Raw genomic sequence first — 20899 nt, 5'->3', positions numbered from 1 at the left:
CTTGCGGTCGGCCCTCGTCACCTCCGCCCCGGCCCCCGTGTCCGCCCGGCCCCCGCGCATGCGAACGCGAACGCGCGCCCGGACCGGGGCCCCGATCCGGCCCCGGCCCTCAGTCCCACGACCCCTGCGCCGGAGGCAGCTCCGCCAGCTCCGCCAGGTCCGCGGGAGTGAGGACCACTTCCGCGGCCCCGGCGTTCTCCCGCGCCCAGCGCTCCCGCTTGGCGCCGGGTATCGGGACCACCTGCGGCCCCTGCGCGAGCACCCACGCAAGCGCCACCTGCGCGGGCGTCGCGCCGTGCCGTGCGGCGACCCGGCGCAGGCCCACCACCAGCGGCTGGTTGGCCGCCATCATCTCGGCGGTGAACCGGGGATGCCGGGCCCGCAGGTCGTCCGGCTCGAAGCCCTGCCCCGGCGTCAGCGTGCCGGTGAGGAAGCCGTTGCCCAGCGGCATCGCCGCCAGCAGCCCCACCCCGCGCGCGGCGCACCACGGCAACAGCGCCACCAGCGCCTCCGGCGACCACACCGACAGCTCGGCCTGCACCGCCGCCACCGGGAAGACCTGCTGGACGCGCTCCAACTGCCGGATCGTGGCGTCGTGAAGACCCGTGCGCGCCCCCGCGCGGCGGCCCGCCCGCGCGCCCACCGCGCACAGCCCGAGCGCGCGCACCTTCCCGGCCGACACCAGCTCGGCCATCGCGCCCCAGGTCTCCTCGACGGGCACCTCGGGGTCGGCGCGGTGCAGCTGGTACAGGTCGATGGTGTCCGTCTGCAGGCGCCGCAGCGACGCGTCGCAGGCCCGCTTCACATAGCCGGGGCGGCCGTTGGCGACGATGTGCTGCTCGCCGACGAGCAGCCCGCACTTCGTGGACACGAAGGCCTCCGCACGCCGCTCCTTCAGCACCCGGCCGATCAACAGCTCATTGGTGAACGGCCCGTACATGTCCGCCGTGTCGAGGAGCGTCGAACCCTCGTCGAGCGCCGCGTGCACGGTGCGCATCGAGGCGTCACCGCGCTGTCGGGAGCTGGTGTAGGCCCAGCTCATCGGCATGCAGCCGAGTCCGACGGCGCCCACCCCGAGCGCCCCCGCGCCGATCGTCCTGCGCTCCACCTGGCCGTACCCTCCCCTGTCCGGTGATCTTCGTCCGGGCGGCCCCCAACGTAACCTCTGCGCCCGGGCACACCGCGTGCGGCCTGTGCGCATTAGCCTCCTGGGCATGACGACCGACGTATGGCTGCCCGTGGCGGCGTCCGAGATCGAAGGCCTGCCCGCCGCCCACGACGAAGGCTTCACCTACCGATTCTGGGACGGCGGCGGGGACTATCCCGCCGACCCCGCCGACTGTGTCTTCTACGGGGTCCCCTACATGATCGACCCCGCGGTCTGCGCGCGCCCGCTGTCCAGGATGACGTCGCTGCGCGTCGTCCAGACCCTGACCGCGGGCGTCGACCACGTGCTGCCCGCCGTCGAACAGCTCGCTCCGGGTGTTCGGTTGTGCAACGCGCGCGGGGTGCACGAAGCCAGCACCGCCGAGCTCGCCCTGACGCTGACCCTCGCCTCCCTGCGGGGCATCCCGCGTTTTGTGGAGGGACAGCGGGTACAGGAGTGGCGCCAGGGGTTCAATCCGGCCCTCGCCGACAAGTCCGTCCTCATCGTGGGCTACGGAGCGATCGGTTCGGCGATCGAAGACCGGCTCACGGGCTTTGAGTGTGCGCGGGTGGCGCGCGTTGCGCGCTCCGAGCGTGCCACGGAGCGCGGTCCTGTGCTTCCGCTCTCCGAACTGCCCCGACTGCTGCCCGAAGCCGATGTCGTGATCCTCTCCACGCCGCTCACCGACTCCACGCGCGGCATGGTGAACGCCGATTTCCTCGCGCACATGAAGGACGGCGCGCTCCTGGTGAACGTGGCCCGCGGCCCCGTCGTCGACACCAAGGCGCTCCTGGCCGAGCTGGAGAACGGCCGCCTCACCGCCGCCCTCGACGTCACCGACCCGGAGCCGCTGCCCCCCGGCCACCCCTTGTGGCAGGCCCCCGGCGTGCTCATCAGCCCGCACGTGGGCGGCCCGACATCCGCGTTCCTGCCCCGCGCCAAGCGCCTCCTGGCCGGCCAGTTGAACCGGTACGCGGCCGGGGAACCGCTCGCCAACGTCGTCCTGACGACCGCGTAGCGAAGGGGCGCGGAAGCGGTAGGGAACGTTCCGCGCACGCTCCGCACCCGCCCGCGTGCGCCGCGTGTCCGCATTGACGCTGGCAGTCACGGAGAGTAGAGCGGCCCTGTCCCTGAGTGACGAGACTGGTGTATCGTCCCGACTGGGGACGCGCCGTGGACCATTCGGCGCCGGGGACGTGGCAACAGGACTGCGAGGGGGGCGACGGGCGATGTACGGCCTATGGGCGAACGATCCGACGCGGCGGGACCACCGCCGACGACTCTCGCGCACACCGATCCGCAGACGCCGGGACGCCATCCGGCGTCACCGCCTGCTGCCGTGCCGCACCGCGCGGCGGATCAGCGACTTCCGCACCGTGAGCCCGTCCTGTCGCGGCCCCGCACCGGGCCCGGTCCGTGGTCGTGGCGCCCCCGGCCGGGGCGTCACCGCGAGGAGCGGGGCGGGCCGGTGAGCGGGCAGTCGGCTTCCGCGACCGTCCTGGAGAGCAGGATCGGGCCGCCCGCGCCGCCCGGAGCGCCGCTCGCCCGGCGCCCGGCCCCCGGCTCCGGACTGCTCTCACAGGTCGTCCTGCTGCTGGTCTGCGGGGGATACGCGACCGGGTCCGCGCTCGGCTGGGGATCGAACCGCCTGGCGCTCATCATGGGGGACTTCGGGCTCAGCACCGCCGCCGCCATCGCGGCCGTCTCCTGCTTCCGGTACTCCCGCACCCGCCGCAGCCGCTTTCGACCCGCCTGGCTGCTGTTCGCGCTCTCCTCGGCGATGGCAGCCTGCGGCAACGGCGTCTGGGGATGGTACGAGGTCGTCCTCGAGCGCCCCGTGCCCAGCCCGGGCTACGCGGACCTGTTCTTCCTGTGCTTCGCGCCGCCCGCCATCATCGGGCTGCTCGTGCTCGCCAAGCGGCCGGTCACGAAGGCCGGTTGGGTGTGCCTCGCGCTCGACGCCTGGCTCATCGGCGGCTCCCTGCTCACGCTGTCCTGGAGCCTCGCCCTCGCGCACAACGCGCAGTTCGAGGGCCCCAGCGTCGCGCACGCCGCGCTGTCGCTGGCGTATCCGCTCCTGGACATCGCGCTCGTCAGCATGGTCCTCGCGCTGCACTTCAGACGGTCATCGGCGAACCGCACCGCCGTGAACACCGCCATCGGCGCCCTCGCGCTCACGGTGATGTGCGACGCGCTGTTCACCTCGCCGATGCTGCACAACAGCTACCGCTCGGGCCAGCTCCTCGACGCGGGCTGGTTCGCCGGTTCGCTCCTGCTCGCCTACGCGCCGTGGGCGGTGTCCGGGCACACCCGCGGCGACTCCGGATCCGCCCGCGCCGACGAAAGCCCGGTGCGCGCGGCGTACCGGGGGTACGGCAGGACCCGCTGCCCCGACGGCCGCGCCCCCCGCGCGCACGACGACCGCCCTGACCGCGACGACCGTCCCGGCGACCGCCCCGACGGCCGTGTGCGCTACGCCACCACCCGGCCCATCGCCGGATCGCTCGCCGCCCTCACGCCCTACCTGGCCGCGGCCGTCTGCACCCTGGGGATCCTCTACAACGTCCTCAACGGCCGCAGCGTCGACGAGGTCGTGCTGTTCACCGCGGGCACGGTCGTCCTCGCGCTCGTCGTGCGCCAGGGCATCATGCTGCTCGACAACATCACGCTCACCCAGGAACTGGCCCAGAAGGAGAACCACTTCAGGTCCCTGGTCCAGGGGTCGAGCGACGTCATCATGATCGCCGCGCCCAGCGGCATCCTGCGCTACGTCAGCCCGGCCGCCGCCGGGGTCTACGGCCGCGAGGCCGACGACCTCGTGGGCTCCGAACTGGCCACGCTCATCCACCCCGAGGACCTCGGCCGCGTCGTCCACGAAGTGCGCCGCTTCCTCGCCGCCAACCCCGTGGAGGAACCCACCACCCGCATCGAATGCCGCTTCAAGTCCGGCTGCGGCGACTGGCTCAACGTCGAGTCCACCGTCAACCGCCATCACGGCGGCCTCATCTTCAACAGCCGCGACGTCACCGAACGCGTGCGCCTGCAGGCGCAGTTGCAGCACAACGCCGAGCACGATCCACTCACCGACCTGCCCAACCGGGCACTCTTCACCCGCCGGGTCGCCGCCGCGCTCGGCGGTCGCAGAGTCACCGACCGGGGCACCGCAGTCCTCTTCATCGACCTCGACGGATTCAAGGCCGTCAACGACACGATCGGGCACCAGGCAGGCGACACGCTGCTCGTGCAGGCCGCCCAGCGGCTCCAAGAGGCCGTCCGTGCCTCGGACACCGCGTCCCGGCTCGGCGGGGACGAGTTCGCCGCCCTCATCGTCGGCGACGGCACCCGTGACCACGCCGCCCGCGAGCGGCACATCTTCGAACTGGCCGACCGCCTGAGAGTCCGCCTCTCCCAGCCCTACGACATCGACGGCAACGACGTCCGGGTCGCCGCGTCCATCGGCGTGGCCTTCGCCGAACCAGGCGTCGGCGCGGGCGAGTTGCTGCGCAACGCCGACCTCGCGATGTACCGGGCGAAGGCGGCGGGCAAGGGCCGCGTCGAGCTGTACGCGCCCCAGATGCAGGCCGACGTGGCCCGCAAGGCCGAGCTGGCCACGCGGCTGCGCAGCGCCCTGCACGACGGCGAGTTCGTGCTCCTGCACCAGCCCGTGGTGTCCCTGGAGACCGGCCAGGTCACCTCCGTGGCGGCCCAGGCGCGCTGGCGCTCGGCCCAGGGCATCCTGTTCACGCCCGCCGAGTTCCTGCGCACCGCCGACGGCGGCGACCGCGCCGCCGAGCTGGGCCGCTGGCTCCTGGAGGAAGCCGTCGAGCAGGCCGCCGAGCGCGGCAGGACGGGCCACGCGGTGCCCGTCTGCGTGCGGGTCGGCGCCCGCCGCCTGGTCGACCGCTCCATGCCGCTCGGCTCCATCGAGGCGCTGCTCACCCGGCACGGCCTGCCCTCCGGCGGACTCGTCATCGAGCTGGCCGACAGCGACCCGCGAGTGTCCTTCGACGACCTGGAGCGCCGCCTGGCGTCCCTGCGCCGCCTCGGCGTCCGCATCGCCCTCGACGGGTTCGGCAGCGGCGGCGCGGCGATCACCGCGCTGCGCCGGCTCCCCGTCGACGTACTGAAACTGGACCGCGGTCTGGTCGAGGGCGTCGTGGAGTCCGCGCGGCTTCACAAGATCACCTCGGGGCTCCTTCGGATCGCGGGCGACCTCGGCCTGAGCTCCGTCGCCGAGGGCGTCGACCTGCCCGAACAGGTCATCGCCCTGCGCGCGATGGGCTGCACGCACGGCTACGGCATGGCGTTCTCGGGCCCGCTCGACGAGTACCGGCTGCGCCGGGCGCTCGCGGTGGGGGAATATCCCGTGCCGCACGGCGCCGTGGAGCCGGTGTGCGTGGGCGGCCCGGCCCCCGAGTCCGTTGTCTACGGGGAGGGCGCGCCCGCCTTCAAGGCCGCCTCGGCGGCGTACGGCGACTCGCCGACGCCCTTCGGCGGTCCCACCACACCCTTCGGCGCGGCGGGGGCCGCTCTCGCGGCCGGATCTCCCTCCTATGGGCGCTCACATGCTGAGACGCCCGTCCCACCTACTTGACAGGTGTGGCGCGCCAGGGGGAGGGTCAGAGCCATGCGCACCCGAATTCTCGTACTTGGAAAGCGCGTCGGCTGAAGCTGGGACGCACCGGTCCGGACACCGGAGAAACCCAGCGACCGCACCCGGCGCGCTCCCCTCGCTTGCCTCACGGCACGAGGGGTTTTTTGTTGCACTGGCACCTGCCAAACCCTGGCAAAAACCCCGCGCCACCCCCGCAGAATCCTCAGCAAAGACCCTCAGCTTCGAGAAGAGAATGCCGATGACCGAGCAGGCCACCGGGGCCCACCATCCGCAGCCCCGGCCCCGATCCTCAGGACCGCAGTCCGTCTCCGTCGAGCACGTCACGGGCGCGCAGTCGCTGATCCGTTCTCTCGAGGAAGTCGGGGCCGACACGGTATTCGGCATTCCCGGAGGTGCCATCCTCCCCGCGTACGACCCGATGATGGACTCCACCCGGGTGCGTCACATCCTGGTCCGCCACGAGCAGGGCGCGGGCCACGCGGCCACCGGGTACGCGCAGGCCACCGGCAAGGTCGGCGTCTGCATGGCGACGTCGGGGCCCGGCGCAACCAACCTGGTCACGCCCATCGCGGACGCCCACATGGACTCCGTCCCGCTGGTCGCGATCACCGGCCAGGTGGCGTCCAAGGCGATCGGCACGGACGCCTTCCAGGAGGCGGACATCGTCGGCATCACGATGCCGATCACCAAGCACAACTTCCTGGTCACCAAGGCCGAGGACATCCCGCGCACCATCGCGGAGGCCTTCCACATCGCCTCCACGGGCCGCCCGGGCCCCGTCCTCGTCGACATCGCCAAGGACGCCCTGCAGGCGCGCACCACGTTCTCGTGGCCGCCCCAGCAGGAGCTGCCCGGCTACCGCCCGGTGACCAAGCCGCACGCCAAGCAGATCCGCGAGGCCGCGAAGCTCATCACCGCCGCCAAGCGCCCCGTCCTCTACGTCGGCGGCGGCGTCATCAAGGCCGGTGCCACCGCCGAGCTGAGGGTCCTCGCCGAACTCACCGGAGCGCCCGTCACCACCACCCTGATGGCGCTCGGCGCGTTCCCCGACAGCCACCCGCTGCACGTGGGAATGCCGGGCATGCACGGTGCGGTCACCGCCGTCACCGCGCTGCAGAAGGCCGACCTGATCGTCGCCCTCGGAGCCCGCTTCGACGACCGCGTCACCGGCAAGCTGGACAGCTTCGCGCCGTACGCGAAGGTCGTGCACGCCGACATCGACCCCGCCGAGATCGGCAAGAACCGCACCGCCGACGTCCCGATCGTCGGTGACGCCCGCGAGGTCATCGCCGACCTGGTGCAGGCCATCCAGGCCGAGCACACGGCAGGACACACCGGCGACTGCGCCGCCTGGTGGGCCGACCTCAACCGCTGGCGCGAGACGTACCCGCTCGGCTACGACCACCCGGACAACGGGCAGCTCGCGCCCCAGCAGGTCATCGAGCGCATCGGCCAGCTGGCCCCGGAGGGCACGATCTTCGCCGCGGGCGTCGGCCAGCACCAGATGTGGGCCGCGCACTTCATCCAGTACGAGCAGCCCGCGACCTGGCTCAACTCCGGCGGCGCCGGGACCATGGGCTACGCCGTCCCGGCCGCGATGGGCGCGAAGGCCGGACAGCCCGACCGCACGGTCTGGGCGATCGACGGCGACGGCTGCTTCCAGATGACCAATCAGGAACTGACCACCTGCGCCCTGAACAACATCCCGGTCAAGGTCGCCATCATCAACAACGGCGCGCTCGGCATGGTCCGCCAGTGGCAGACGCTGTTCTACAACCAGCGCTACTCCAACACCGTGCTGCACAGCGGCCCGGACGCGGACGGCAAGCAGCCGAGCGCGGGCACCCGGGTCCCGGACTTCGTCAAGCTGTCCGAGGCGATGGGCTGCCACGCGATCCGCTGCGAGGACCCGGCCGACCTCGACAAGGTCATCGAAGAGGCCAACTCCATCAACGACCGCCCCGTCGTGATCGACTTCATCGTCCACGAGGACGCCCAGGTGTGGCCGATGGTCGCCGCAGGCACCTCCAACGACGAGGTCATGGCCGCCCGGGGCGTGCGCCCCGACTTCGGCGACAACGAAGACGACTGAGAGCAGCAGGAACCAGGAAGAGGAATGACCGCCATGACCCCCATGTCGAAGCACACGCTCTCGGTCCTCGTCGAGAACACCCCCGGCATCCTGGCCAGGATCGCCGCCCTCTTCTCCCGCCGCGGCTTCAACATCGACTCCCTCGCCGTCGGCGTCACCGAGCACCCCGACATCTCCCGCATCACCATCGTCGTGAATGTCGAGGAACTCCCGCTCGAACAGGTCACCAAGCAGCTCAACAAGCTGGTCAACGTCCTGAAGATCGTCGAACTCGAGCCGGGTGCGGCCGTGCAGCGCGAGCTGGTCCTCGCCAAGGTGCGCGCCGACAACGAGACCCGCTCCCAGATCGTCGAGATCGTCCAGCTGTTCCGCGCCAAGACCGTGGACGTCTCCCCGGAGGCCGTCACCATCGAGGCCACGGGCAGCAGCGACAAGCTGGAGGCCATGCTCAAGATGCTGGAACCCTTCGGCATCAAGGAGCTGGTGCAGTCCGGCACCATCGCCATCGGCCGCGGCTCGCGCTCCATCACCGACCGCAGCCTGCGCGCGCTCGACCGCTCCGCGTAGCGCCCGCCCCCGCGCGCGGGTCACCCTCCCGCGCGCGGGGCGCGGGTCCCGGATAGCGAGACCCGACAACTTCCCTCACCCAGCCCGCCGTACGGTGGGACGCAACACCAGCACACATAGGAGATATCCAGTGGCCGAGCTGTTCTACGACGCCGACGCCGACCTGTCCATCATCCAGGGCCGCAAGGTCGCTGTCATCGGTTACGGCAGCCAGGGTCACGCCCACGCCCTCTCGCTGCGCGACTCCGGTGTGGACGTGCGGGTCGGCCTCCACGAGGGCTCCAAGTCCAAGGCGAAGGCCGAGGAGCAGGGCCTGCGCGTGGTCACGCCCGCCGAGGCCGCCGAGGAAGCCGACGTCATCATGGTCCTGGTGCCGGACCCCATCCAGGCCCAGGTCTACGAGGAGTCCATCAAGGACAACCTCAAGGAGGGCGACGCGCTCTTCTTCGGCCACGGCCTGAACATCCGCTTCGGCTTCATCAAGCCCCCGGCGGGCGTCGACGTCGCCATGGTCGCCCCCAAGGGCCCGGGCCACCTGGTGCGCCGCCAGTACGAGGAGGGCCGCGGCGTCCCGTGCATCGCGGCGGTCGAGCAGGACGCCACCGGCAAGGGCTTCGAGCTGGCCCTGTCGTACGCCAAGGGCATCGGCGGCACCCGCGCGGGCGTCATCAAGACGACCTTCACCGAGGAGACCGAGACCGACCTCTTCGGCGAGCAGGCCGTCCTCTGCGGTGGTACGGCCGCGCTGGTCAAGGCCGGCTTCGAGACCCTCGTCGAGGCGGGCTACCAGCCGGAGATCGCCTACTTCGAGTGCCTGCACGAGCTGAAGCTCATCGTCGACCTGATGTACGAGGGCGGCCTGGAGAAGATGCGCTGGTCGGTCTCCGAGACCGCCGAGTGGGGCGACTACGTCACCGGCCCCCGCATCATCACCGACGCCACCAAGGCCGAGATGAAGAAGGTCCTCGCGGAGATCCAGGACGGCACGTTCGCCAAGAACTGGATGGACGAGTACCACGGCGGCCTGAAGAAGTACAACGAGTACAAGACGCAGGACTCCGAGCACCTCCTGGAGACCACCGGCAAGGAGCTGCGCAAGCTCATGAGCTGGGTCGACGAGGACAAGTAGGACGGGCTTCGGGGCCGGGGCGGTGTGCCCCGGCCCCGACGTTGTCCGTGGCGTCCAGCCACGTCCGGGTGATCCTTCCAGTGAGGCGCATAAGGCCCCCGGACGCGCCACTACACTGCAAACCACATTCGCGTCAGGCCCACAGCGTCGTGCGTCTTCGCGGCTAGCCACCTCCACCGCCTGCGGCCGTCGGGACGGCCGTCCGCATTGGACTAGTGAGGACTCACGTGAGCACTGCTGCCAACGGCAAACCGGTCGTACTCATCGCTGAAGAGCTGTCGCCCGCCACCGTCGACGCCCTGGGCCCGGACTTCGAGATCCGGCACTGCAACGGCGCGGACCGCGCCGAGCTGCTGCCCGCCATCGCCGACGTCGACGCCGTCCTGGTCCGCTCCGCGACCAAGGTCGACGCCGAGGCCATCGCCGCCGCTCCCAAGCTGAAGGTCGTCGCCCGCGCGGGCGTCGGCCTGGACAACGTCGACGTCTCCGCCGCCACCAAGGCCGGCGTGATGGTCGTCAACGCCCCGACGTCCAACATCGTCACCGCCGCCGAGCTGGCCTGCGGTCTGCTCGTCGCCACCGCGCGCAACATCCCGCAGGCCAACACCGCCCTGAAGAACGGCGAGTGGAAGCGCTCCAAGTACACGGGCGTGGAGCTGGCCGAGAAGACGCTCGGCGTCGTCGGCCTCGGCCGCATCGGCGCGCTCGTCGCGCAGCGCATGAGCGCCTTCGGCATGAAGGTCGTCGCCTACGACCCGTACGTACAGCCCGCGCGCGCCGCCCAGATGGGCGTGAAGGTCCTCTCCCTCGACGAGCTCCTCGAAGTCTCCGACTTCATCACCGTGCACCTGCCGAAGACCCCCGAGACCCTCGGCCTCATCGGCGACGACGCGCTGCACAAGGTCAAGCCGTCCGTGCGCATCGTCAACGCCGCGCGCGGCGGCATCGTCGACGAGGAAGCGCTGTACTCCGCCCTCAAGGAGGGCCGCGTCGCGGGCGCCGGTCTCGACGTGTACGCCAAGGAGCCCTGCACCGACTCCCCGCTCTTCGAGCTCGACCAGGTCGTCTGCACCCCGCACCTCGGCGCCTCCACCGACGAGGCCCAGGAGAAGGCGGGCATCTCCGTCGCCAAGTCCGTGCGGCTCGCCCTCGCGGGCGAGTTGGTGCCCGACGCCGTGAACGTCCAGGGCGGCGTCATCGCCGAGGACGTACGCCCCGGGCTTCCCCTCGCCGAGAAGCTCGGCCGGATCTTCACCGCGCTCGCGGGCGAGGTGGCCGCGCGGCTCGACGTCGAGGTGTACGGCGAGATCACCCAGCACGACGTGAAGGTGCTCGAACTCTCCGCCCTCAAGGGCGTGTTCGAGGACGTCGTCGACGAGACCGTGTCGTACGTCAACGCGCCTCTCTTCGCCCAGGAGCGCGGCGTCGAGGTGCGGCTCACCACCTCCTCCGAGTCGCCCGACCACCGCAACGTCGTCACCGTGCGCGGCACGCTCGGCGACGGCGAGGAGATCGCCGTGTCCGGCACGCTCGCCGGGCCCAAGAACCACCAGAAGATCGTGGCCGTCGGCGACTACGACGTCGATCTCGCGCTCGCCGACCACATGGTCGTCCTTCGCTACGCCGACCGGCCCGGTGTCGTCGGCACCGTCGGGCGCGTCCTCGGTGAGGCCGGGATCAACATCGCCGGGATGCAGGTTGCCCGGGCCGATGTCGGGGGTGAGGCGCTTGCCGTTCTCACCGTCGACGACACGGTGCCGCAGCCGGTCCTCGCGGAGCTGGCGGAGGAGATCGGGGCGACTTCGGCGCGGTCCGTGAACCTGGCGGACTAGGGCCCTGCGGGGCTTTCCCCAGTCCCACCCCTTTCCCGAAACCGGGGGCTGCTGCCCTCGGACCCCCGCTGTCGGCGCTTCGCGCCTCGTCCTCAATCGCCGGACGGGCTATGGACAGCCCCTCCGGCGATTGAGGAGCGGGGGGCTGGGGGCGGAGCCCCCAGGTTCGGGGAGGGGCGGGACCGGGGAGCCTCGCGCAGCGCCAGCACCCCCACCCCCGCCGCACCCAGCAGGATCCCCGCCCCCACCAGCGCCGCTACATGCATGCCGCTGGTGAACGCAGAGCGCGCCGCCGCCGTCAGCGCCTCCGCCGCCGGCGACGGCAGGTGCGCGGCGACCGCGACCGCGCCCCCGAGCGTCTCCCGGGCCTCATCCGGCGCCCCCGCGGGCATCTCGCCGCGATACACCCCCGTGCCGATCGACCCGAGCACGGCCATCCCGAGCGCCCCGCCGAACTCCTGCCCGGTCTCCAGGAGCGACGACGCCGCCCCGGCCTTCTCCGCGGGCGCCGCACCGAGCGCCAGGTCGGTCAGCAGCGAGCCGACGACGACCGCGCCGCAGGCGAGCACGCCCGCCCCGGCGAGCACCGTCCACAGGGCGTCGGTGTCGGCGAGGAACAGCAGCCCGTACCCGCACGCGGCGACCGCGAAGCCGCCCGCGACCACATACGCCCGGTCGGTGCCGCGCCGCACCAGCGCCGACGCGACCGGCGCCGCGCAGCCGATGAGGACCGACGGGAGCAGCGCCCACAGGGCCGCCTCCAGCGCGCTCTTGCCGAGCACGGACTGCAGGTACTGCGTCGTGTAGTACGCCGAACCCATCATCGCGAACGACGAGACGAGGTTCAGGACGACGGCGGGACCGAAGCCGCGCGCCCCGTGGAACAGGGCGGGGGAGACCAGCGGTGACGCGGCCGTGCGCTGGCGGCGTACGAAGAGGACGGCGAAGACGAGGCCCACGGCGATCGACACGACGTACTCCGGGCGCGGGCCCTCGGACGGGATCTCCTTGAGGCCGTAGACGACGGGGAGCACCGCCGCAAGGGACAAGGGCACGCTCAGGAGGTCGAAGCGGCCCGGGCGCGGGTCCCTCGACTCGGGGATGAGGACCGGCGCGAGGACCAGGAGCAGCGCCATCGCGGGCAGGTTCACCAGGAACACCGAGCCCCACCAGAAGAACTCGACGAGCAGCCCGCTGAGCACCGAGCCGAGCGCCACCCCGGCGACCAGCACGCCGGACCAGATCCCGATCGCCTGCGCGCGCTGCCCGGGGTCGCGGAACAGGGTGCGCACCAGCGCGAGCGTGGACGGCATCAGCGTGGCGCCGCCGATGCCGAGGACGGCGCGGGCGGCGATGAGGAGTTCGGCGCTGTCGGCGTACGCGGCCGTGAGGGAGGCCGCGCCGAACGCGGCGGCGCCGCACAGCAGGAGCTTGCGGCGGCCCACGCGGTCACCCAACGAGCCCATGGTCATGAGCAGTCCGGCGAGCACGAAGGCGTACACGTCGAAGATCCACAGCTGTTGGGTGCCGGTCGGCTCCAGATCGGCGTTGATCGCGGGGACCGCGAAGTACAGGACGGAGACGTCCATCGAGACGAGCAGCAGCGGCAGCATCAGGACGGCCAGGGCCGTCCACTCCTTGCGGCCCGCGCGGTCCGGGACGGGTGCGGAGGCAAAGGGGGGCGTCCGAGGGGACCCCTGCGGGGGTGGGTTCGTAGGCATGACCGGGACTGTACGGTCGTATAAAACAGTTGTCTAGTACGGGTGTGTGGGACGAACGTGTAGGACGGGTGTCTGGATCGTGGGTAGAGTTGGTGCATGGGACACCGTGAGGATCTGCTGGAAGGCGCCAAGCGCTGCCTGCTGGAGAAGGGGTTCGTGCGCACCACGGCGCGCGACGTCGTCAAGGAGTCGGGGACGAACCTCGCCTCGATCGGCTACCACTACGGCTCGAAGGACGCGCTGCTCGCGCAGGCCTACATCGCGCTCATCGAGTCCATCGGCGACGCCTTCGACCCGGTGGGCGACGCGGGCGCGGCGCCGGGCGGCTCGCTGGAGCGGTTCCGGGAGGTGTGGGGCAACGTCATCCGTACGTTCCCCGAGGCGCGCGGGGTGTGGTTGCTGAGTCTGGAGTTCGTCACCCACGGCGACCGGCTGCCCGGCGTGCGCGAGCTCGTCGCCAAGGCGCAGCGGGAGGGGCGGGCGGGGCTCGCCGCGGTGCTGCTCGATGTGGACGAGGACACGCTGGGCGACGACGTCCTCGACGCGGAGGGGCGGCTCTACACGACGCTGCTCAACGGGCTGATGGTGCAGTGGCTCTTCGACCCGGATTCGGCGACGGACGCGGCGCAGTTGACGGAGGGGCTGCGGCGCGTGATGGAGCGGGCGGGGGCGCCTGGGGTGTCTGGGATGCCTGGGGCGCCTGGAGTGGACGGCTGACACGGGTTTCTGGCGCGGAGGCCGGTGCCCGTGTGCCGCGCGGCCGGATGCCCGGCGCGGGCCTCTCGCGTGTCCGGATGTGACAGAAGTCCGTCATTGTGGATGCGCGGGGCGCGGGCGACGATAAGGGCATGCCCCGTTCCCGACGCATCGTCATCGCGGTCTTCCCGGACGTCGACCTTCTCGACGTGACCGGTCCGGCCGAGGTGTTCGCGCTGGCCAACCGGGAGACCGGCGGCCGCGCGGGCTACGACGTGCAGTTGGCGGGGCCGACCGGCGGCGCCGTCACGACGTCGGCGGGGGTGCGGCTGCTGGCCGACCTGTCCTTCGCCGAGGTCGGCGGGGGCGGTGCGGGCGGCGAGGGCGGCGGGCGTGGCGGTGTCATCGACACGCTGCTCGTGCCCGGCGCCGTCGACATGCTCCCCGAAGGTCCGGTCGCCCGGATCGACCAGGACGTCGTGGCGTGGGTGAAGGAGACCGCGCCCGGCGCCCGGCGGGTGGCGTCGGTGTGCGTCGGCGCGCATGTCCTGGCCGCGGCGGGGCTGCTCGACGGGAAGCGGGTGACCACCCACTGGTCGACCGCCGCCCAACTCGCCGCCGAACACCCGGAGGTGACGGTCGACGCCGACCCGATCTTCGTGCGGTCGGGGCGGGTGTGGACCGGGGCGGGGATCAGCGCCTGCATGGATCTGGCGCTCGCCCTGGTCGCCGAGGACCTGGGCGAGAAGGTCGCCCTCACGGTGGCCCGGCAACTGGTGATGTACCTCAAGCGCCAGGGCGGGCAGAGCCAGTTCTCCGTACCGCTGAGCCGGCCGCCCGCGTCCCGGCGGGACATCGAGGAACTGCGGATGTACATCGCGGAGCACCTCCACGCCGACCTGTCGGCGGCGGCGCTCGCCGGGCGGATGTCTCTGAGCGAACGGCACTTCGCGCGGGTCTTCCGCCAGGAGACCGGCACCGGACCCGCCGCCTACGTCGAGGCCGTCCGCGTGGAGGCCGCCCGCCGAATCCTCGAAAGCACCGACGAGCCGCTGGAGCAGGTCGCCGCCGCCAGCGGGTTCGGCTCCGTGGAGACCCTGCACCGGGCGCTGCGCAAACAGCTCGACACGACCCCCGCGGCCTATCGCCGCCGCTTTCGCACCACGACCTGATCCGCCGGATCCGGCACCGCCTTCCACCGACCGACACCCGGGCCACCGGGCACACGCGCGAGCCGCGCCGCTTCGCCGTGCCCGTACGCCCGTCGCGTACCCCCTTGGACCCGTACGCCCGTCGCGTACCCCCTTCGAAAGGAACCCCTGCCATGACCGCTGCCACGAAGCCCTCGGCCACCCTCCGCCAGGTGATCGGCCTGGAGGCCGAGCTGCCCCGCCTCGGCGACAGCACCCTCGTCCTGATCGACTACCAGAACACGTACACCACCGGCGTGATGCAGCTGGAGGGCGCGAGCGAGGCGCTCGCCGCCGGGGCCAGGCTCCTCGCCGCCGCCCGCGCCGCCGGAATCCCCGTGATCCACATCGTGAACGACGGCGGCGAGGGCACTCCCTACGACATCCGCGCGGAGATCGGCGCGATCTGCGACGAGGTCGCCCCCGTCGACGGGGAGCCCGTCGTGGTCAAGCAGTTCCCCAACTCCTTCCACGAGACCCGGCTCCAGGAAGTCCTCGGCGAGCTGGGCGTCGAAGCGGGCGCGGAGCTGGTGCTCGCCGGGTTCATGACGCACATGTGCGTCACCTTCACCGCCCAGGGCGCCTTCAACCTCGGCTACCGGCCCACCGTCGTCGCCGAGGCCACCGCCACCCGCACCCTCGCCGACACCCACGGCACCGCCCTGCCCGCGGCGGCCCTGCACAGCGCCGCACTGGCCACGATCGGCGACCTGTTCGGCCGGGTCGCGCCCACGGTGGACGACCTGATCGGCCAGACGTCCGCTACAGGCGTGACGCCTTGAGGATCATGTGCAGCAGGAGCCGGTCCTCGCCCTCGTCCAGGTCCAGCTTCGTGAGCTGCTCCACGCGCGAGAGCCGGTAGTAGAGGGTCTGACGGTGGATGCCAAGCTCGGCCGCCGCACGCCCCGCCTGGCCCGCGCGGTCGAGGAACACCTCGGCCGTGCGGGCCAGTTCGCGATGGGAGGGGGAGAGCAGTTCGCGGGCCACCGCGTCCCGCGCCGCCTCCGGGGGCAGCGCCGTGAGCAGCCGGTACGGCCCGATGTCGGACCAGCGCGCGAGCGGCGCGAACCGCGGTTCGGCGAGCGCCGCCCGCGCCGCCGCCGTCGCCTCGCCCCAGGCCGCCGCCAGGTCGTCGAGCCCCCGCCGCGCCCCGGCCACCCCGGCCGCCGAGCCCTGCCCCGCCGACTCCGCCAGCCGCGCGGCCGCCGTGAGCGCGGGCGTCAGGGCGTCCGCCGACCGGAGGCGCACCAGGACCGCGAGCGCCTGGCCGAGGACGCCGGGCGCGGTGGTCCACGGCACCGTGCACAGCGCCGCCGCGCCCGGCACCGTCCGCAGCGCGGGCGCGTCGTCCGGGTCGGCGAGCGGGTCGAGGGCCGGTGCGGTGGCCGCCGGTCCGCTGCCGGAGTGGCGCCGGGAGCCGGGGGAGTGCCAGGGCGCCACGCACACCAGGGCGTGCGGCCCGTCCGCGCGCGGCCCGAGCGCGGTGTGCAGCGCCGCCACCGTCATGTCCCGCTGCCAGCCGCGCTCCGCCGTCAGGGCCGCCCGGAACTCCCGGGTGAGGTCGGCACCCGCCTGGGTCTCCTCCGCGAGCAGCGCCCCGATCCGCGCGGCCACCTCCATGGCGGCGGTGAGCTGCGTGTCCGTGGGGCCCGGCTCGTCGTCGAGCAGCCAGACGTAGCCCAGGGCGAACCCCCGATGGCGTACCGGAAGGCAGACGCGGCCGCGGTGCACGCCCGCTTCCGGGGTGGGCGGGATCCGGACCGGGCGGGTGGCGCGGGTGATGCCGAAGCTCTCGAACCAGGCGCGGACCTGGGCGGTGGAGCGGCGGGTGAGGATCGAGCGGGTCCTGACCGGGTCCAGGTCGGGGGCGTCGAGGCCGTCGCCGCCGTCGTGCGCGCCGAAGGCGATCAGCTCGAAGTCGCGGTTCTCCAGCGTGGCCGGCGCGCCGAGCAGGGTCGAGATCTCGTCGACCAGTTCCTGGTAGTCGCCCTTCACCCGCCGCCGCCCTTCGGTCGTGCCATCCGTACGAAGCCCATTCTCACGTAGTCCGGCCCGGACCTCATACATATGTCTGAGATACAGCCCACGGATGCGTGACAGGTGTCGATGGCTCACGGTCGGAGGGATCCATAAGTTTCACGGTGGTTCTCCGTGTCGTACCGGTTTTGTCGCAAAATTGTCCGTACGGCACTCGCTCGTACTCCCGTGGAGGTGCCCGTGCTGGGTCCCGTGATCCTTGCCGCGTCGCGCAGTGACCAGATGCGCCGTTTCGTGTCGGCGGCGCCGGGCACCAAGCAGGTCGTCGACCGGTTCATCGCCGGTGAGACGGTCGACCAGGTGGTCCCGATCGTCGTCGACGCCGCCGACAAGGGCCTTGAGGTCACCCTGGACGTGGTGGGCGAGGACATCACCACCGTGGAGCAGTCCCACGCCGCGCGCGACGCCTACCTGGAGCTGATCGACCGGCTCAAGGACCTGGGCCTCGGCACGAAGGCCGAGATGTCCGTGAAGCTGTCGATGTTCGGACAGGCCCTCCCGTCTCCCACCACCGCCCTCAACGGAGAGGCCTCCGGCCTCGCTGAACAATTCCAGGGCGGCCATGAGCTGGCCCTCGCGAATGTCCGCCCGGTCGTCGAGGCCGCCGCCGAGATCGGCACCACCGTCACCCTCGACGCCGAGGACCACACCACCCTCGACTCGATGTTCGCCATCCACGAGGAGCTGCGGAAGGACTTCCCGCAGACCGGCTGCGTCATCCAGTCGTACCTGTTCCGCACCGAGGACGACGCCCGCCGCCTGGCCGCCGACGGCAGCCGCGTGCGCGTCGTGAAGGGCGCCTACAAGGAGCCCGCCTCCGTCGCGTACCAGGACAAGGCCGAGATCGACAAGGCGTACGTCCGGATCCTGAAGATCCTCATGGAGGGCTCCGGCTACCCCATGATCGGGTCCCACGACCCGCGGCTCATCGCCATCACCCAGGAGCTCGCGCGCCGCGCCGGGCGCAAACTGGACGAGTACGAATTCCAGATGCTGTACGGCATCCGCAGCGACGAGCACCTGCGGCTCGCCGCCGAGGGCCACCGGATGCGCGTGTACACCGCCTACGGCACCGACTGGTACGGCTATTTCATGCGCCGTCTCGCGGAGAAGCCGGCGAACCTGCTGTTCTTCGCCCGGTCGGTCCTCACCAAGGGCTGAGCCCGCCCCCGGCCGCCAGATTTCCCCCGCACAAAGGAGTTACGGAACTCATGGACGCTGTGACCCAGGTCCCCGCCCCGGTCAATGAGCCGGTCCACGGCTACGCCCCCGGCTCCCCGGAGCGCGCCCGGCTCGAGACCAAGCTCAAGGAGCTGTCCGAGAACCCGATCGAGCTGCCGATGACGATCGGCGGCGTCAAGCGCCTCGGCGGCGGCGAGCCCTTCCAGGTCGTGCAGCCGCACAACCACAAGGCCGTCATCGGCACCGGCCGCGGCGCCACGCAAGCGGACGCCCAGGACGCGATCGACGCCGCCCTGGCCGCCGCTCCGGCCTGGCGCGCGATGTCCTTCGACGACCGCGCCGCGATCATCCTGCGCGCCGCCGAGCTGCTGTCCACGACGTGGCGCGAGACGCTGGCCGCCTCCACCATGCTCGGCCAGTCCAAGACCGCCCAGCAGGCCGAGATCGACACTCCCTGTGAGCTCGTCGACTTCTGGCGCTTCAACGTGAAGTACGCCCGCGACCTGCTCGCCGAGCAGCCCCCGGCGAACTCCACGGGCGTCTGGAACCGTCTGGACCACCGCCCGCTCGAGGGCTTCGTCTACGCGATCACGCCGTTCAACTTCACGGCCATCGCGGGCAACCTCCCCACCGCCCCGGCCCTGATGGGCAACGTGGTCGTGTGGAAGCCGTCCCCGACGCAGACGCACGCCGCCGTCCTCCTCATGCAGCTCCTGGAGGAGGCGGGCCTGCCCAAGGGCGTCATCAACCTCGTCACCGGCGACGGCATCGCGGTCTCCGAGGTCGCCCTGCACCACCGTGACCTCGCGGGCATCCACTTCACCGGCTCGACGGCGACCTTCCAGCACCTGTGGAAGACGGTCGGCGAGAACATCGCGAAGTACCGCACCTATCCGCGTCTGGTCGGCGAGACCGGCGGCAAGGACTTCGTCGTCGCCCACCCGAGCGCCGACCGCGCCGTCCTGAAGACCGCGCTGACCCGCGGCTCCTTCGAGTTCCAGGGCCAGAAGTGCTCCGCGTCCTCGCGCGCGTACATCCCGGCCTCCATCTGGAACTCGGGCTTCAAGGAGGAGTTCGCGGCCGAGGTCGACGCCATCAAGATGGGTGACGTCACCGACCTGTCGAACTTCATCGGCGCCGTCATCGACGAGCGCTCGTTCGCCAAGAACAAGGCCGCGATCGACCGCGCCAAGGCGGACGACTCCTGCACGATCGTCGCGGGCGGCACCTACGACGACTCCGTCGGCTACTTCGTGCGCCCGACCGTCGTCGAGTGCTCGGACCCGGCCAACGAGGTCTTCACGACCGAGTACTTCGGCCCGTTCCTCGCCGTGCACGTCTACGAGGACGACAAGTACGACGACATGCTGGCCCAGATGGAGTCGGTGTCGGACTACGCGCTCACCGGCTCGGTCATCGCGAACGACCGCGCGGCGGCCGCGTACACGATGGAGAAGCTCCGCTACGCCGCGGGCAACTTCTACATCAACGACAAGTCGACCGGCGCCGTCGTCGGCCAGCAGCCCTTCGGCGGCGGCCGCGCCTCCGGCACCAACGACAAGGCCGGCGCCCCGCAGAACCTGCAGCGCTGGACCCTGACCCGCGCCATCAAGGAGACGCTGGTCCCGCCGACCGACTACTCCTACCCGCACATGGGCTGAGGCCCCCGACCGGCGTCGGGCCCCGCCCGCGGCCCGACGCCACCTTGACCCCCGCCCCCGGCCTGGGCCCCACCCCGGCCGGGGGCGGTGACGTATCCGCGTCAGCCCACCCGCCGGGTGAGGAAGTCGTCCATCAGGCCCGCGATCTGCGCCGCGTGCGTCTCCAGGGCGAAGTGGCCCGTCGGCAGCAGGTGGATCTCCGCCTCGGGCAGGTCGCGCTGGAAGGCGAGCGCCCCGGCGGGCACGAAGATCTCGTCGTGGCCGCCCCACACGGCGAGCACCGGCACCTGGCTCGCGCGGAAGTACGCCTGGAAGTCCGGGTAGAGGTCGATGTTGCTGCCGTAGTCACCCATCAGGGCGAGCTGGATCTCGTCCTGTCCCGCCCGTGCCATCAGGGCCACGTCGTGCTCCCAGGCGTCCGGGCTGACCGTGCTCGGGTCCGGGACGCCGTGCGTGTACTGCCACTTGACGCCCTCGGGGGAGCGGATCGCGCGGACGGGCCCGGCCGTCTCCTCGCTCGGCGCCGCGATGTACGCGAACACGGGCGCCCACGCCTCCTTGCCGAGGCCCTCCTCGTACGCGTTGCCGTTCTGCGTGACGATCGCCGTGACCCGGTCCGGGTGGGCGAGCGCGAGGCGCAGACCGATCGGGGCGCCGTAGTCCTGCACGTACAGCGCGAACCGGGTCAGGCCGATCGCCTCCGTGAACTCGGCGGTGACGAGGGCGAGTTCGGCGAAGGTGTAGGGGAAGTCCGCGGCGGCGGGCGTCGCCGAGCGGCCGAAGCCGATGTGGTCGGGGGCGATGACGCGGTAGCGCCCGGCGAGGCGCGGGATCAGGTCGCGGAACATGTGCGAGCTGGTCGGGAAGCCGTGCAGGAGCAGCAGGGCGGGGGCGTCGGCGGGGCCCGCCTCGCGGTAGAAGATCTCGTGGCCGCGGACCTCGATGGACCGGTAGTGCGCCTGGGTGCTCATCTCTAACCCCTCATCGCTCTTTCAGTGGTTGCCGATGAGGTGATTCGAGCACGCCTCTG

General features: G+C 71.8%; 15 protein-coding genes. 11 read left to right on the top strand and 4 right to left on the bottom strand.

The genetic code is table 11. The annotated features are described in order from the left end of the window. Positions 1 to 109: 109 nt before the first annotated feature. Complete coding sequence (locus ACZ6BG_RS08165; protein WP_468998518.1) at positions 110 to 1108, bottom strand: aldo/keto reductase; 999 nt, start codon at positions 1106 to 1108, stop codon at positions 110 to 112. Positions 1109 to 1214: 106 nt separating this feature from the next. On the opposite strand from ACZ6BG_RS08165, the gene ACZ6BG_RS08160 reads away from it, so the two are divergent. The 6 genes from ACZ6BG_RS08160 to serA all read left to right on the top strand — a co-directional run bounded on the left by ACZ6BG_RS08160 (position 1215) and on the right by serA (position 11382). Further along, complete coding sequence (locus ACZ6BG_RS08160; protein ID WP_468998515.1) at positions 1215 to 2165, top strand: 2-hydroxyacid dehydrogenase; 951 nt, start codon at positions 1215 to 1217, stop codon at positions 2163 to 2165. Between the two features lie 450 nt (positions 2166 to 2615). Beyond that, positions 2616 to 5741 (top strand): putative bifunctional diguanylate cyclase/phosphodiesterase, encoded by a 3126-nt coding sequence (locus ACZ6BG_RS08155; protein ID WP_468998513.1) that lies wholly within the window; start codon positions 2616 to 2618, stop codon positions 5739 to 5741. 253 nt (positions 5742 to 5994) lie between these two features. Continuing rightward, a complete protein-coding gene (locus ACZ6BG_RS08150) occupies positions 5995 to 7854 on the top strand; it encodes an acetolactate synthase large subunit (protein ID WP_468998511.1) in 1860 nt (619 codons plus the stop codon). Between the two features lie 42 nt (positions 7855 to 7896). Continuing rightward, entirely contained in the window at positions 7897 to 8421 is a 525-nt protein-coding gene (gene ilvN / locus ACZ6BG_RS08145) for an acetolactate synthase small subunit (protein ID WP_030358981.1), read from the top strand. 130 nt (positions 8422 to 8551) lie between these two features. After that, entirely contained in the window at positions 8552 to 9550 is a 999-nt protein-coding gene (ilvC, locus tag ACZ6BG_RS08140) for a ketol-acid reductoisomerase (protein ID WP_468998509.1), read from the top strand. Between the two features lie 227 nt (positions 9551 to 9777). Next, positions 9778 to 11382, top strand: coding sequence for a phosphoglycerate dehydrogenase (gene serA / locus ACZ6BG_RS08135; RefSeq protein ID WP_405661527.1), 1605 nt, complete (start codon positions 9778 to 9780; stop codon positions 11380 to 11382). Between the two features lie 92 nt (positions 11383 to 11474). Here the strand turns inward: serA and ACZ6BG_RS08130 are convergent, their stop codons facing one another. Further along, positions 11475 to 13103: an MFS transporter gene (locus tag ACZ6BG_RS08130; protein WP_468998507.1), complete on the bottom strand. Its 1629-nt coding sequence runs from the start codon at positions 13101 to 13103 to the stop codon at positions 11475 to 11477. 96 nt (positions 13104 to 13199) lie between these two features. Between ACZ6BG_RS08130 and ACZ6BG_RS08125 the strand changes: the two genes are divergently transcribed. From ACZ6BG_RS08125 to ACZ6BG_RS08115, 3 genes are all read left to right on the top strand, one after another. Next, complete coding sequence (locus ACZ6BG_RS08125) at positions 13200 to 13820, top strand: TetR/AcrR family transcriptional regulator (protein ID WP_468998505.1); 621 nt, start codon at positions 13200 to 13202, stop codon at positions 13818 to 13820. A 131-nt stretch (positions 13821 to 13951) separates the two neighbouring features. After that, positions 13952 to 14971, top strand: coding sequence for a GlxA family transcriptional regulator (locus tag ACZ6BG_RS08120; RefSeq protein WP_468998503.1), 1020 nt, complete (start codon positions 13952 to 13954; stop codon positions 14969 to 14971). A 152-nt stretch (positions 14972 to 15123) separates the two neighbouring features. Beyond that, positions 15124 to 15771, top strand: a complete 648-nt coding sequence (locus tag ACZ6BG_RS08115; protein ID WP_468998501.1) for an isochorismatase family protein — start codon at positions 15124 to 15126, stop codon at positions 15769 to 15771. Here ACZ6BG_RS08115 and ACZ6BG_RS08110 read toward each other — a convergent pair. After that, positions 15752 to 17056, bottom strand: a complete 1305-nt coding sequence (locus ACZ6BG_RS08110; RefSeq protein ID WP_468998499.1) for a PucR family transcriptional regulator — start codon at positions 17054 to 17056, stop codon at positions 15752 to 15754. The genes ACZ6BG_RS08115 and ACZ6BG_RS08110 overlap by 20 nt on opposite strands. 150 nt (positions 17057 to 17206) lie before the next feature. Between ACZ6BG_RS08110 and ACZ6BG_RS08105 the strand changes: the two genes are divergently transcribed. Next, a complete protein-coding gene (locus ACZ6BG_RS08105) occupies positions 17207 to 18187 on the top strand; it encodes a proline dehydrogenase family protein (protein WP_468998497.1) in 981 nt (326 codons plus the stop codon). Between the two features lie 50 nt (positions 18188 to 18237). After that, positions 18238 to 19869 (top strand): L-glutamate gamma-semialdehyde dehydrogenase, encoded by a 1632-nt coding sequence (pruA, locus tag ACZ6BG_RS08100; protein ID WP_468998495.1) that lies wholly within the window; start codon positions 18238 to 18240, stop codon positions 19867 to 19869. A gap of 101 nt (positions 19870 to 19970) precedes the next feature. Here the strand turns inward: pruA and ACZ6BG_RS08095 are convergent, their stop codons facing one another. Further along, entirely contained in the window at positions 19971 to 20840 is an 870-nt protein-coding gene (locus tag ACZ6BG_RS08095; protein WP_468998493.1) for an alpha/beta fold hydrolase, read from the bottom strand. Between the last annotated feature and the right edge of the window lie 59 nt (positions 20841 to 20899).

The organism is Streptomyces sp. NPDC041205 (genome assembly GCF_055591765.1).
Note: the sequence above shows the minus strand (reverse complement) of the source record. Positions and strands in the feature narration are given on the sequence as shown.

Coding starts and splice junctions, on each gene's coding strand:
- ACZ6BG_RS08150 (WP_468998511.1), top strand. CDS start 5,995: ATGCCGATGACCGAGCAGGCCACCGGGGCCCACCATCCGCAGCCCCGG.
- ACZ6BG_RS08160 (WP_468998515.1), top strand. CDS start 1,215: ATGACGACCGACGTATGGCTGCCCGTGGCGGCGTCCGAGATCGAAGGC.
- ACZ6BG_RS08095 (WP_468998493.1), bottom strand. CDS start 20,840: ATGAGCACCCAGGCGCACTACCGGTCCATCGAGGTCCGCGGCCACGAG.
- ACZ6BG_RS08120 (WP_468998503.1), top strand. CDS start 13,952: ATGCCCCGTTCCCGACGCATCGTCATCGCGGTCTTCCCGGACGTCGAC.
- ACZ6BG_RS08130 (WP_468998507.1), bottom strand. CDS start 13,103: ATGCCTACGAACCCACCCCCGCAGGGGTCCCCTCGGACGCCCCCCTTT.
- ACZ6BG_RS08115 (WP_468998501.1), top strand. CDS start 15,124: ATGACCGCTGCCACGAAGCCCTCGGCCACCCTCCGCCAGGTGATCGGC.
- ACZ6BG_RS08125 (WP_468998505.1), top strand. CDS start 13,200: ATGGGACACCGTGAGGATCTGCTGGAAGGCGCCAAGCGCTGCCTGCTG.
- pruA (WP_468998495.1), top strand. CDS start 18,238: ATGGACGCTGTGACCCAGGTCCCCGCCCCGGTCAATGAGCCGGTCCAC.
- ilvN (WP_030358981.1), top strand. CDS start 7,897: ATGTCGAAGCACACGCTCTCGGTCCTCGTCGAGAACACCCCCGGCATC.
- ACZ6BG_RS08110 (WP_468998499.1), bottom strand. CDS start 17,056: ATGTATGAGGTCCGGGCCGGACTACGTGAGAATGGGCTTCGTACGGAT.